13 protein-coding genes are annotated in these 12,652 nt (G+C 40.9%); 10 read left to right on the plus strand and 3 right to left on the minus strand.

Features of this window, described 5'->3' with window-relative positions; all coding sequences use genetic code 11:
- The first annotated feature begins 24 nt into the window (after positions 1-24).
- The 7 genes from AC1M9D_RS03810 (at position 25) to AC1M9D_RS03840 (ending at position 6,728) form a co-directional block, all read left to right on the plus strand.
- Positions 25-855, plus strand: coding sequence for an inositol monophosphatase family protein (locus AC1M9D_RS03810; RefSeq protein WP_092768116.1), 831 nt, complete (start codon positions 25-27; stop codon positions 853-855).
- A 408-nt stretch (positions 856-1,263) separates the two neighbouring features.
- On the plus strand, positions 1,264-3,078 hold the full coding sequence (locus AC1M9D_RS03815; RefSeq protein WP_180028266.1) for a DEAD/DEAH box helicase: 1,815 nt from the start codon (positions 1,264-1,266) through the stop codon (positions 3,076-3,078).
- 423 nt (positions 3,079-3,501) lie between these two features.
- Complete coding sequence (locus AC1M9D_RS03820; protein ID WP_035265033.1) at positions 3,502-4,320, plus strand: ABC transporter ATP-binding protein; 819 nt, start codon at positions 3,502-3,504, stop codon at positions 4,318-4,320.
- Complete coding sequence (mlaE, locus tag AC1M9D_RS03825; protein WP_035265034.1) at positions 4,317-5,096, plus strand: lipid asymmetry maintenance ABC transporter permease subunit MlaE; 780 nt, start codon at positions 4,317-4,319, stop codon at positions 5,094-5,096. The genes AC1M9D_RS03820 and mlaE overlap by 4 nt, the downstream gene beginning before the upstream one ends.
- On the plus strand, positions 5,096-5,776 hold the full coding sequence (mlaD, locus tag AC1M9D_RS03830) for an outer membrane lipid asymmetry maintenance protein MlaD (protein WP_092768112.1): 681 nt from the start codon (positions 5,096-5,098) through the stop codon (positions 5,774-5,776). The genes mlaE and mlaD overlap by 1 nt, the downstream gene beginning before the upstream one ends.
- A gap of 19 nt (positions 5,777-5,795) precedes the next feature.
- Positions 5,796-6,428 carry an MlaC/ttg2D family ABC transporter substrate-binding protein gene (locus AC1M9D_RS03835; RefSeq protein WP_035265038.1) on the plus strand — a complete coding sequence of 211 codons (633 nt, stop codon included), beginning with the start codon at positions 5,796-5,798 and terminating at the stop codon, positions 6,426-6,428.
- A 12-nt stretch (positions 6,429-6,440) separates the two neighbouring features.
- Positions 6,441-6,728: an STAS domain-containing protein gene (locus tag AC1M9D_RS03840; protein ID WP_092768110.1), complete on the plus strand. Its 288-nt coding sequence runs from the start codon at positions 6,441-6,443 to the stop codon at positions 6,726-6,728.
- A 110-nt stretch (positions 6,729-6,838) separates the two neighbouring features.
- Here AC1M9D_RS03840 and AC1M9D_RS03845 read toward each other — a convergent pair whose 3' ends face one another.
- A complete protein-coding gene (locus tag AC1M9D_RS03845; protein ID WP_035265042.1) occupies positions 6,839-7,852 on the minus strand; it encodes a CorA family divalent cation transporter in 1,014 nt (337 codons plus the stop codon).
- Between the two features lie 155 nt (positions 7,853-8,007).
- Here AC1M9D_RS03845 and AC1M9D_RS03850 point away from each other — a divergent pair, with 155 nt between their 5' ends.
- Positions 8,008-8,607, plus strand: a complete 600-nt coding sequence (locus tag AC1M9D_RS03850; RefSeq protein WP_092768108.1) for an LOG family protein — start codon at positions 8,008-8,010, stop codon at positions 8,605-8,607.
- A complete protein-coding gene (locus tag AC1M9D_RS03855) occupies positions 8,604-9,005 on the plus strand; it encodes an NUDIX hydrolase (RefSeq protein WP_092768106.1) in 402 nt (133 codons plus the stop codon). Before AC1M9D_RS03850 ends, AC1M9D_RS03855 begins: the two co-directional genes overlap by 4 nt.
- Positions 9,006-9,022: 17 nt before the next feature.
- Here AC1M9D_RS03855 and AC1M9D_RS03860 read toward each other — a convergent pair whose 3' ends face one another.
- Both AC1M9D_RS03860 and recG read right to left on the minus strand, forming a co-directional pair.
- On the minus strand, positions 9,023-9,655 hold the full coding sequence (locus tag AC1M9D_RS03860) for a ComF family protein (RefSeq protein ID WP_092768104.1): 633 nt from the start codon (positions 9,653-9,655) through the stop codon (positions 9,023-9,025).
- A gap of 67 nt (positions 9,656-9,722) precedes the next feature.
- On the minus strand, positions 9,723-11,768 hold the full coding sequence (gene recG, locus AC1M9D_RS03865; RefSeq protein WP_481611549.1) for an ATP-dependent DNA helicase RecG: 2,046 nt from the start codon (positions 11,766-11,768) through the stop codon (positions 9,723-9,725).
- A 53-nt stretch (positions 11,769-11,821) separates the two neighbouring features.
- Between recG and AC1M9D_RS03870 the strand changes: the two genes are divergently transcribed.
- A complete protein-coding gene (locus AC1M9D_RS03870; protein ID WP_481611550.1) occupies positions 11,822-12,619 on the plus strand; it encodes an NAD-dependent epimerase/dehydratase family protein in 798 nt (265 codons plus the stop codon).
- The last annotated feature ends 33 nt before the right edge of the window (positions 12,620-12,652 follow it).

Raw genomic sequence — 12,652 nt, forward strand, 5'->3', positions numbered from 1 at the left:
CTTCAAATTTGTAGTGGGTGTTCAATGGAACCTATGGTGGTGATGGCTGCGCGTGCGGCTCAAACAGTTGGTCAAGAGCTTTTAAAAGCGCATCAGAATCGTCATAAACTTGATCTGCAAGTTGAAGAAAAAGGTATCGAAGGTCCTGTGACTCGCGTTGATCGCTATGTTGAAGAATTGACGATCGATATCTTGCGCAAAAGCTATAAAAATCACAGCTTCCTTGGTGAAGAGTTTGGTATGCAAGAAGGTAAAGGTCACGATGCTGATTGGTGTTGGGTGATCGATCCTTTAGATGGTACTTTAAACTTCATTAATGGTGTCCCACACTTCTGTATTTCTATTGCAGTTCAACACAAAGGCGTGACTCAACACGGTGTTGTGTATGACCCAATCAAAGATGAATTGTTCTCTGCGAGTCGCGGTCGCGGTGCAATGATGAACCAACGTCGTATTCGTGTGAATGTAAAAGATAGTTTAGATCGTACGTTCTTGGCTGTTGGTCATGCATATCGTGCTAAACGCGATGGCGAAGTAGTTTCTTATGCAAAAAATCACTTCGATTCTTTGTTGGCAGTAACTGAGCAAGGTGCTCAATTCCGCCGTTTAGGTTCAGCAGCACTCGACTTAGCTTATGTTGCTGCTGGTCGTTACGATGGTTATTTCGAACTTGGTTTGAAACCATGGGATATCGCAGCGGGTGAGCTAATCGTTAAAGAAGCTGGTGGTACAGTAGTTGATGCGCGCGGTGGTTCAAATTCAATGGAAAATGGTCAAGTCTTGGCTTGTTCTATGAAATTATTGAAACCATTGATGCAAGCAGTTGTCCCAGCTTGGGGTGCTGCTGCTAAATAAGCAGATCAAATTTATGAAAGCTCCCTAATAGGGAGCTTTTTTATCTCCAAAACATGATAAATTTGAATATTTGTACTTGAACGCATCAAAAAGCAATTAAACTTAATGACATTATAAAAAAATCTGTTATACTCCGCGCACGCACTAAATTTCGTTCATTACCTGAACATTTCTCTTCTATATTGTGTATGCGCGTCCGGTCCAAAGAGAGGACATTATTTCGCGCCCCACCCAATCGCTAAAAGCGATTCCTTCAGGTTCAGGCTGTAATCATGTGTGCGTTATACGCATCGTCGTTCTCGGATCGCCGCTGATTCTATATTTTCAGCGATTATTGCTGTACCGCTTTTTGCCGATGTCCATCAGACTTTATTTAATGGAGCACCCAATTTTCGGGTGAAAAACTCTATGAGCAAAACTTTTGCTGATTTTCCACTACACGAATCACTTCAACAAGCATTACAAGCATTAGGCTTTACATCGCCTACTCCTGTTCAGGAACAATCAATTCCTGCTGCTTTAGATGGTAAAGATCTTTTAGTATCAAGCCAAACAGGTTCTGGTAAAACTGCTGCATTCTTATTACCTACACTTCACGCTTTAGCGGGTAGTGAAGATACGTTGCTTTCTTTCAAAGAGCGTATGCGTGCTGTAACTGCACCTACAATTTTAGTACTTTGCCCAACACGTGAATTGGCTCAACAGGTCAGCCAAGATGCGATTGCATTTGTACGTCACATGAAAGGTGTTCGTATTGCTGCGATTATGGGTGGTATGCCTTTTGGTAAACAAATCCAACAATTAAAAGGTGCACAAGTTGTTGTGGCGACTCCAGGTCGTTTACTTGATCTTGTAAACCGTCGTCAAATCAAATTGGACAAAGTTAAATCATTAATCGTAGATGAAGCAGACCGTATGCTTGATCTTGGTTTCTCTGAAGATTTAGAGGCGATCAGTGATTTAGCGGGTAACCGTGATCAAACATTAATGTTCTCTGCGACGTTCGCACCACGTATTATTACGTTGGCAGAACGTATGATGAATGAGCCAGAACGTATTGCGATTGAAACTGGTCACACGACGAATACTGACATCACTCAGACTCTACATTGGACTGATGGTTTTGAGCACAAGAAAAAGCTTTTAACACATTGGTTGAATGAAGAAGATCTTGATCAAGCTGTTGTATTTGCTTCTACGCAAGAAGATACAGATATGCTTGCAGAAGAACTGTCTGAAGCTGGTCTTTCAGTTGTAGCACTTCATGGTGCAATGCCACAGACTGTACGTAACCGTCGTTTGCGCAGCATCCGTGAAGGTCGCGCAAAAATTTTAGTTGCAACTGATGTTGCAGCACGTGGTCTAGATGTACCAACAATTTCACACGTGATTAACTTTGGTCTTCCAATGAAGAACGAAGATTATGTACACCGTATTGGTCGTACAGGTCGTGCAGGTCGTACTGGTAAAGCAATCACATTAGCGACTTACCGTGAACGTGGTAAAATTCGTGCTTTAGAAGACTACTTAGATGCACGTCTAGAAGTTTCTGAAATTGAAGGTCTTGAGCCATCTCCACCTCCAGCACGCGGTAGTCGTGATGGCGCTGGTCGCGGTCGTGGCCGTGGTGGTGAAGGCCGTGGCCGTGGTGGTTTCGGTGGTGGTCGTCGTTTTGAAGGTGAATCAAACTTCAAACGTCGCGAAGGTAACCGTGATGGCGAACGCCGTTCGTTTGGTGAAGATCGTCCACGTCGTGAATTCAATGGTGAAGATCGTCCACGTCGCGAGTTCAACAACGACCGTCCACGTCGTGAGTTTAATGGCGAAGATCGTCCGCGTCGCGAGTTCAACAACGATCGTCCACGTCGTGAATTCAATGGTGAAGATCGTCCACGTCGCGAGTTTAACAATGACCGTCCACGTCGTGAGTTTAATGGCGAAGATCGTCCACGTCGCGATTTCGGTGACCGTCCGCAACGTTCATTTGATGATCGTCCAAAGCGTGATTTCGGTGATCGCCCTCGTTCTAACGATGACAATCGTGGTAACCGTGTAGATTATAAACCTCGTGAAAACAGTTTTGGTGACCGTCCAAAACGTGATTTCGGTGACCGTCCAGCACGTCGAGAAGGTGGTTTTGATCGTCCAAAACGTACATTTGGTGATGACCGCCCAAAGCGTGAATTCAATAGCGATCGCCCACGTCGTAAATTTAACGACTAATCGGTATAGCTAAATAAACCAGCCTTCGGGCTGGTTTTTTTATTGCTCATATCAAAAAATCTGTTAGAATAAAAGTGATTAATTTCACATTATTTATGGTAAATGTAAAATATGAATAATAAGATTATAATGATTGAGACGAAGCAAATGAATGTTGGTGCAATCATGATGTACGTGTTCTTTTTATTGGTATTACTTAATCTTGCCTATTACTTTTTTAGTATCACATTATAAATTTATAAAAAAGAATAATTTCAAATCATTGTTTCATAAATAAAACACATCTTTCTATAAGCAAAATTAATAAAAATGATCAATAATGCTACAATGTCCGCTTAACCTTGTATTTTATAAATAACATTTAAATTCAGTTATTTCAGAGTATAGTATGCAAGCTGAAAAATTGTAGGAACACGCTCAGCTATGAATAATCAAATACAAATCGATGAGCAAGCGTTGATCGAAGTAAAAAATTTAAGCTTTAATCGTGGTGATCGTGTTATTTACGACCAAGTCAATTTAAAGATTCGTAAGGGTCAAATTACTGCCATTATGGGGCCTTCAGGGACGGGGAAAACCACGCTTCTTAGACTCATTGGGGGGCAACTTGTACCTGATGCAGGCGAGGTCTTGTTGGATGGTAAAAATATTAGCCAAATGAGTCGTCAGGAATTGTTTAAAGCACGTGCTCGTATGGGGATGCTCTTTCAGAGTGGTGCGCTTTTCACTGATATGACTGTCTATGAAAATGTAGCTTTCCCTATCCGCGCCCATACTCAATTGCCTGAACATTTGATTGCAGAACTGGTCGCTTTAAAACTCGAATCTGTAGGATTACGTGGCGCTGAGCAAATGATGCCTTCTGAGCTTTCAGGGGGGATGAATCGCCGTGTGGCGTTAGCTCGTGCAATTGCACTAGATCCAGATTTGATTATGTACGATGAACCATTTGCTGGTCAGGATCCCATCGTAATGGGGGTTTTAACCCGATTGATTCGTTCTTTACGAGAAGCGTTAGACCTAACGACCATTATCGTGTCTCACGATGTTGCTGAAACATTATCGATCGCAGATTACATTTATGTGGTTGCGGAAGGTAAAGTACAAGGCGAGGGCACACCTGATCAGTTAAAGAATCATAGTTCGCCTTTCGTCCGTCAATTCTTAACAGGTTCGGTCGAAGGTCCTGTGGATTATCAATTTAGTCATCAAGCATATTTAAGTGATGAGGTGCGTACATGAATGCGATAGCCTCACTAGGTAGACGCGTTATAGAACGTGTTCAAGGTATTGGCGTTGCAGCCATTATGCTAGTTCAAATTTTATTTTCGATGCCGACTTGGATTGGAGTCAAACTCTTTATCTATCAAATGTATCGTGTTGGCGTATTATCATTGCTTATCATTGTGGTGTCAGGGCTGTTTATAGGTGCAGTCTTGGGTTTACAGATGTATAGCATTTTGGTCACTTTCGGCAGTGAAGCGATGCTTGGAGCAGCAGTTTCGTTGACCTTGTTGCGTGAACTTGCGCCAGTGGTTGCAGCCCTTCTTTTTGCGGGGCGTGCAGGATCTGCTTTAACCGCCGAAATTGGTTTGATGAAAGCGACTGAGCAATTGTCTAGTATGGAAATGATCGGTGTTGATCCACTTAAACGCATTATTTCACCACGTTTATGGGCGGGTATATTTAGTTTGCCTATGCTTGCCGTAATTTTTGCTGCTGTGGGGATCATGGGCGGAAAAATGGTCGGTGTGGATTTTTTAGGTGCTGATGAAGGTTCGTATTGGAGTGGTATGGAAAGTGCCGTTCAATTTTATAAAGATGTCTTTAATGGCACGATCATCAAAAGCTTTGTATTTGCTTTAATCTGTACGTGGATTGCCGTATATCAGGGGTATTCATGCGAGCCTACATCAGAAGGCATTGCGACAGCAACAACAAGAACGGTAGTGTATTCATCACTATGTGTTTTAGGATTTGATTTTGTTTTGACTGCGGTCATGTTTGGAGGTGTGTAATGAAATCACGTACGAGTGAGCTCGCAGTTGGAATATTCGTGATTCTATTTGGTTGTGCATTATTTTTCTTGGCAATGAAAGTAAGTGGCTTAGCTGGGACAAATTTAAAAGATAGTTATAGCATGACGGCAACTTTTGATAACGTGAATGGTATTAAACCACGTGCTAAAGTTGCACTAAGCGGCGTAAAAGTAGGTGAAGTTGAGTCAATCACATTAGATCCGTTAACACGTCTTGCAACAGTGAAAATTAATTTAGATGGTGAGCTGACATCTTTCAATGATGAACAACTTAAAACTGTGCAAGAAGGTGCTTTAGAAGAGTTGCGTTATAGCAGTGACTATGAAGCTGCGATGCCATCGCAACAAAAAGAAATGGAAAAGCAACTGATCGCTAACATGAACTCCATCACCAATATTGATGAAGATGCTTACATTATGGTAGCGACAAATGGCTTACTGGGCGAGAAGTATCTCAAAATTGTTCCAGGTGGTGGTTTAAATTATTTAAAACGTGGTGATCAAATTGGCAACACACAAAGCACAATGGAAATTGAAGACTTAGTGTCTAAATTTGTGACTGGTGGTGCTGGTGATTCAGCTGCGAAAAAAGATTCAAATGGTTCATCAGATGCAGAAACTGTAGAATTCACAGATGAAACTGCTTCTTTTGTTGAATGATTAAATAGAGGAAAAATAAATGAATACGTTCGTAAAGCAAACACTGACTGTTAGCGTTTTATCGACGATGATTGCGAGTACAGCATTTGCTGCACCTACGGAGACTCCTCCTGCATTTATCAAAAAAGTAGCTGATGGCTTAATTTCACGTTTAAAAGCAGACCAAGCTAAGTTACAAAATAACCCTGCTGCGGTACGCGCAATTGTTCGTCAAAATTTAGATCCATATATTGATTCGCAATCATTTACTCGTATCGTGATGGGAACTTATGCGACGAATCAATATAGTAATGCTGCTCAACGCGCACAGTTTGAGAAGAACTTCCGTGAAACATTGATTGAAAACTATGGCAGTGCTTTCTCTAAGTTTTCTAATCAGACATATACAATTCGTCCGTATAAAGCATCTAACACTAAAAACCCTGTTGTAACGATTGATTTTATTAACAAGGGTGAGAAGATCCCTGTATCGTTCCAATTGGCTGATAAAGGTGATCAGTGGAAGATTCGCAATATCAACGTTTCTGGAATTGACTTAGGTTTGCAATTCCGTAATCAGTTTGCTGCTACTGTGAAGCGTAATGGTGGCGATATCAATAAAGCAATTGCAAACTTTAAGCCTGATGCTGAAGCTGCAGTTGAGAAAAAATAACAGAGAACAATTGTGATTTCACTCAAAGATCAAGAAATTATAGTTTCTGGAAAAATTAGTTTCGACAATGCTGAACAGTATTATCAACAAGGTTTAATGTTGATTCAGCAGGCAAATCAGTTTCCACTTACTGTAAATTTATCAGGTCTTGAACATGGTAGTACTCTGGCGCTAGCTGTTTTAGTGCGTTTATTGCGTCAAGCACCTGGAACATCGAGTTTACAGTTTAAATCTGTGCCAGAAAAAATGATGAAAATCATTCAATCTTGCCATTTAGAAAATGATTTAAAATTGATTTGATTGAAAAATGAAAAAGCACCTTAGGGTGCTTTTTTATCGCTTTAAAATAGTAATTTACTCAACAGAAGGTACTTCATACGTTGTTTAAAAAACACAACATCCAAGCGTGCTCAAATCCATTTTTTCCATCTAAAATAAATCAGTGGTCCAAATAAGAATACTAGGATAATCAGACTGACAACAACAAAGCTCGTCGTTCCTTGAGCAAAGGGCAGTACATCAGTGTTCATACCATAAATACTGGCCACCAACATCGGGGGAGCAAGCATGCTAGGTAAAATCGAGAATCGACGAATCGTATCATTCTGTTCAGTATTAATGAAACCCGAAGTGGTATCCAATAGGAATCGAACCTTTTGGAACAAGAATGCATCATGTTCTACTAATGAGCGAACATCCTCACTGAGTTCTCGAATATCAGCATCATAAATATGACTGCCTAAGGCACGGGGTCTTGCTAAGAAGGTCAGAACGCGGCGTAAGTCAATTAAACAGAGTTGCGCTTTACCCAACATATCTTCTTTTTGAGCAAGACGGGTAATCATATCATCGAGATCAAGAATTTGCTCACGGTGGCGAACATTCAATACTTCTGTAGAGTAGAGTTCTAGATCCTTGTGGATATCTTCTAAGATATCCGCAAGCTCATCGAGTTTAGCTTCGAGTAAACCCAAAAGTATCCAAGTCGGATCTTTATAGTCAATGTCGTAATCATTACGGCGAGCACGTGCTCGAAAGGCACGGAAAGCAACGAGCTTTTCACCACGTAAAGTAAATAGTCGATCTTTATGTAAAATAAATGCAACGGTTTGAACCGTTCCTAGCATATTGGATGACTCTTCAGGGTCACCATCGACTTGGTAGTTTTTATTTTTCGTTAAAAAATACGTACTGATATGTAAAATGCCATCATCATCACGGTAGAATCGTGCAGATGAAGAAATATCTTCTAATGATTTTAGTGTTGGAAGATTTTGTTTATAGGCATCTAAAACCCATTCTTGCTCATCTTGAGAGGGTGCAATTAAATCGATCCAAACCAATTCAGGGTGTAAATCAAACCCACCATTGATCGTTGCATCTTCTAGACTACCGCGCTCTGTGGCATAAAAGGCTTCAAGCATTTTATCTTTTCTCCCTTGCGCAGTTTGTGTGTGAACGATGGGTGTATTTTAGACAAGGATGCCATGAAAAAAAACTGATTCCATCATTAATTAGGTTAAAAAACACAGAACATATCATTTTAATTGTTGTTATAAAAACTTAAGGCTAATTTTAAATGAATTCTATTGCAATATTTTGTGGTTCAACATTAGGTTCCGATCCTGTTTATGCTGATGCAGCAAAGAAAACAGGGAAATATTTAGCGCAACAAGGCAAGACCTTGGTGTATGGTGGCGGTCGTTCAGGATTAATGGGGATTGTTGCGGATAGTGCATTAGAGGCTGGTGGAAAGGTCATTGGCGTGATTCCACAAGGATTGGTGGATCGTGAATTAGCACATCCAAATTTGACTGAACTTCACGTTGTTACCAGTATGCATGAGCGTAAAACGCTGATGGCAGATTTGTCGGATGGTTTTATTGCCTTACCGGGTGGTGCAGGAACAATTGAAGAAATTTTTGAACAATGGACATGGGCGCAACTCGGTATTCATCTTAAACCCTGCGCATTTTTAAACATTAACGGGTTTTATGATGGTCTATTACAATTCATTCAACATACGACAGATCAAGAGTTTACTCGAGCTCGCTTTACCAATGCATTAATCAATTCAACTTCAATCGAGGATATTGTGTCAAAATTCGAGTCTTATCAGGCACCACAACCGAAATGGGGTGTCCAAGATCGAGAAGATTTGGTGAAACTAGATACATGAGCAAAGTCATTACTGTCGCAGCAGCGATTATTTCCAATGAGGATCAGCAGTTGTTGTTGGTTCGAAAAAAGAATACCCAGTTTTTCATGCAGGTTGGTGGGAAGTTAGAGGAGAATGAGCCTTCTGAAGACACGATTCTGCGAGAAATTAAAGAAGAAATTGGCGCTGAGGCAGTAATAGATCAATATATAGGTCGTTTTGAAACCAAAGCTGCAAATGAAGCGGATCATCAGTTGATTAGTTATCTCTATCGAGTTCAGCTTAAACAAGAGCCTCACATTCATGCAGAAATTGCTGAAATGAAATGGATCGATTTAGATGATGATGCTACGCCTTTAGCACCGTTAACTCGAGAAATCGTGATTCCTTGGTGTAGGCAGCATTTTAATGCCGATTAAAACTTAAAGTGACTGTGTCAATATTCTGCGGCTGCAATGCATGCGATCTGAATGTTCTGACAGCCGAGCTTTTCTAGTGCATTGGCCAACGCATTGACTGAACTCCCTGTGGTCACGACATCGTCAATAATCAGGATATTTCTAAACTTTCCTTTTTCTGAACGTATTGGTTTGAATTGAGATTGAATATCCTCGATTCTTTCTACACGTGTTAAGCCTTTCTGTGAGTGTTGTGCTGAACGTTCAATTGGCTGCCAAATGGGTATTTGCAGTTTTTTGGAAAGAATTTTTCCGATGACCATCATTTGATTATAACCACGCTCCTTCAAGCGCTCGTTTGAAATAGGCATAGGTACAATCGCTTGAAAACGTTTCAGTTTAAGTTCTAGCAATGTGTGTGCTAGAAAAGTTTGATAATGAAGTTGTTGTTCATATTTGAATAAGTGAATAATGCGATCTATAGGAAAGCTATAGTCGAAACAAGCATAAATATTTCTTTCATGTCGATGAATGAGTGAAGGGCTTTTCCATGGGAGCATTGTCCAACAGTCATCACATAATCTGTGGGTTTGAGTTGGAGAGAATCCGCATAATTGGCAAGCGCGTCGTGATAATAATGTGTGATAGAGGTTATGAATAGGGCTCAGCATCATGGCTCAAGTTATTTTTATTGTGAGTACCTATGATTATAACTGAGTTCGTTGATTAAGGAACATATTAAACATACGCATATCTAGGTGCTTCTGGTAACCATCGTTTAAGAAGAGCATCCGCTTGATGTGGGTAATCTTTTAAAATTTGAGTCGCGACATAGTGTGCTTGAGTTAACAGATGGTCATCACGTTCCAATTTAGCCACGCGAAAGCCCATGTCTCCAGTTTGTTTCGTTCCTAACAGTTCGCCTGGGCCACGGATTTCCAAATCTTTTTCTGCTATTAAAAAGCCATCATTGGTTTCACGCATAATGCGTAAACGCTCTTGTCCATTCTGCGATAAAGGACTTTTATACAATAATGCGCAAAAACTTGCTTTAGCACCTCGACCCACACGCCCCCTTAATTGATGTAGTTGAGATAGACCCAGTCGCTCCGCATTTTCAATGACCATGATGGATGCATTTGGTACATCCACTCCAACTTCGATCACAGTTGTTGCGATCAGCAGTTGTAATTGATTGTCTTTGAACTGTTGCATGACAGCTTGTTTTTCATCAGCTTTCATTTTGCCATGAACCAAACCAATATTGAGGTGCGGAAAGCGTTCTTTAATCTCCTGATAAGTCGCTTCAGCAGCTTGGGCATCTAACGTCTCTGATTGTTCCACTAATGTACAGACCCAATAAGCCTGCTTACCTTCAGCGCAGTTTGTCGCAATACGCTGCAGGACCTCTTCACGACGATCGAGTGGAATAGTGACTGTTTGGATTGGAGTACGCCCTGGGGGTAACTCATCAATCACAGAAGTATCTAAATCGCCGTACGCTGACATTGCTAACGTACGTGGGATAGGCGTGGCGGTCATTACTAACTGATGTGGTGTCGTATCCTGTGCCCCTTTATTTCGTAATGCTAGACGCTGGTCAACTCCAAACCGATGCTGTTCATCAATGATGACAAGACCCAATTTATGAAACTGGACGTTATCCTGAAATAGTGCATGAGTGCCGACGACCAATTGGGCAGAGCCTTCTCTAATCTGCTGTTCTGCAGCAGCGCGTGCTTTCCCTTTTTGTTTGCCTGATAACCAAGAAACTTGGATGCCGAGTGGTTCGAACCATTTTTTAAAATTTAAATAATGTTGTTCTGCGAGGATTTCAGTCGGTGCCATAAGAGCAACTTGCCATCCCTCTTCGAGTGGATGACATGCCGCAATGCCTGCTACTAAGGTTTTGCCTGCACCTACATCACCTTGCACTAGTCTGAGCATCGGTTTGTTTTGTTTAAGATCTTTCACAATTTCATTTGAAACACGTTTTTGAGCATTCGTCATTTCAAAGGGAAGTATGGAGAGAAGTTGTTTGGCAAATGTTCGACTGGCTGAAAATGCAGGTGCGGAGATCTGCTGAATGTATGCACGACGAGTCAATAAACTAATTTGATGACTGACTAATTCTTCAAAGATGAGACGTTGCTGCGCAGGATGCTGTCCTTCAGCCAGTTGCAACATATTGGCATCGGTGGGAGGGTGATGAATATATTCTAGTGCTTCTTTTAAAGCATACCCATTGGTAAATTTTGCAGGAATCAGTTCTGGTAAATCATGGGCATGTTGTGCTAAAGCTTGTTTAATATATTCGCGCAGTTTAGGTTGAGTGAGTCCTTCCGTTGATGGGTAAATTGCGGTTAGCTGCGTTTTTGGAAGTGGTGTATGTTCAGTAATCAATTGAATTTCTGGGTGATACATTTCTAGGCCACGAGCGCCTACTCGGACTTCACCAAACACTCTTAAGCGATTTCCAGGCTTTGCGCGATCCATCAATGCTTTATAAATATGATAAAAACGTAAGGTGACTTTTCCAAAATCATCTTGTAATAATATTGCCATGGATTTGCGTTTACCGGGCGGCATATCCATTGATGCGACAGTGCCTTCAAGTAAATAGCTTCGACCTACTTGAAGGTGATTCATGGGCACAATAGTACTGCGATCTTCATAATCTCGAGGCAGATGAAACAAAAGATCATCCGTATTCCAGATATTTAATTTTTCGAGTAAAGCGGCAGCGGCGTTTCCTACACCTTGCAACTGATGGACTGCAGTCATGTCCCCTCAACTTTGCTTAAATTGAATTTATAACACTAGAGAATAGGTCTTACATGCATATTCTATTTATCGGTTATGGTAAAACATCGCAACATGTTGCTAAACAATTATTTCAACAAGGACATCAAATTACCACAGTCAGTTTAAGCAGGAAAGATCAAGCAGGTGCTATGCATCTTCAACAAGATATACACCAACTTGATTTATCGAAATTGTCGCCTATTGATGCAGTATACGTGTTGATTGCACCCAAAGACCCATCACTAAACGGGTATAAAGCAGCTTTCATGGATGCGATTCCACATATGAGAAATCAGCTGGCACTGCATCCTATCCAAAAGATTATTGTTGTCTCATCGACACGCGTTTACGGACAAGATCAAGGGGAGGAGATTGATGACCAAACAGAGATCAATCCGCAAGATGAGAAAGCATTAGTGTTAGCCACAATGGAGAAGCTTTGGCAAGAAGCCTTTCCACAGCAATGTATCATTGTGAGACCCACTGGTATTTATGGCGTATCCGTGAAGAGAATGATGCAGCTTTCTCAAAATACAATGGACTATCCCAATGTGCATTGGTCGAATCGAATTCATATCGAAGATTTAGCGGGTTTTCTTGTCCATTTACTTCACGTGGAACATCCAGAAAAAACTTATATTTGTAGTAATAATCAACCCATTCCATTACATGAAATTATTCTGTGGTTCCAAAAGCAGTTAAACATCCCTTCATTAAAATTATTGAGTGAGGCACAGCGTGGAAAGAAAATTTATGCCTCTCGAATGTTAAGCACTGGTTTTAAATTGAAACATGCTCAATTTTTTAAGGATTATCGAGAACTCATTTAGGCATAAAAAAACCCTCACTGGGGAGGGTTTTAG

The sequence above is a fragment of the Acinetobacter sp. ANC_7682 genome (genome assembly GCF_056779795.1).

Coding starts and splice junctions, on each gene's coding strand:
- AC1M9D_RS03835 (WP_035265038.1), top strand. CDS start 5,796: ATGAATACGTTCGTAAAGCAAACACTGACTGTTAGCGTTTTATCGACG.
- AC1M9D_RS03870 (WP_481611550.1), top strand. CDS start 11,822: ATGCATATTCTATTTATCGGTTATGGTAAAACATCGCAACATGTTGCT.
- AC1M9D_RS03855 (WP_092768106.1), top strand. CDS start 8,604: ATGAGCAAAGTCATTACTGTCGCAGCAGCGATTATTTCCAATGAGGAT.
- mlaE (WP_035265034.1), top strand. CDS start 4,317: ATGAATGCGATAGCCTCACTAGGTAGACGCGTTATAGAACGTGTTCAA.
- recG (WP_481611549.1), bottom strand. CDS start 11,768: ATGACTGCAGTCCATCAGTTGCAAGGTGTAGGAAACGCCGCTGCCGCT.
- AC1M9D_RS03810 (WP_092768116.1), top strand. CDS start 25: ATGGAACCTATGGTGGTGATGGCTGCGCGTGCGGCTCAAACAGTTGGT.
- AC1M9D_RS03815 (WP_180028266.1), top strand. CDS start 1,264: ATGAGCAAAACTTTTGCTGATTTTCCACTACACGAATCACTTCAACAA.
- AC1M9D_RS03850 (WP_092768108.1), top strand. CDS start 8,008: ATGAATTCTATTGCAATATTTTGTGGTTCAACATTAGGTTCCGATCCT.
- mlaD (WP_092768112.1), top strand. CDS start 5,096: ATGAAATCACGTACGAGTGAGCTCGCAGTTGGAATATTCGTGATTCTA.
- AC1M9D_RS03820 (WP_035265033.1), top strand. CDS start 3,502: ATGAATAATCAAATACAAATCGATGAGCAAGCGTTGATCGAAGTAAAA.
- AC1M9D_RS03845 (WP_035265042.1), bottom strand. CDS start 7,852: ATGCTTGAAGCCTTTTATGCCACAGAGCGCGGTAGTCTAGAAGATGCA.
- AC1M9D_RS03860 (WP_092768104.1), bottom strand. CDS start 9,655: ATGCTGAGCCCTATTCATAACCTCTATCACACATTATTATCACGACGC.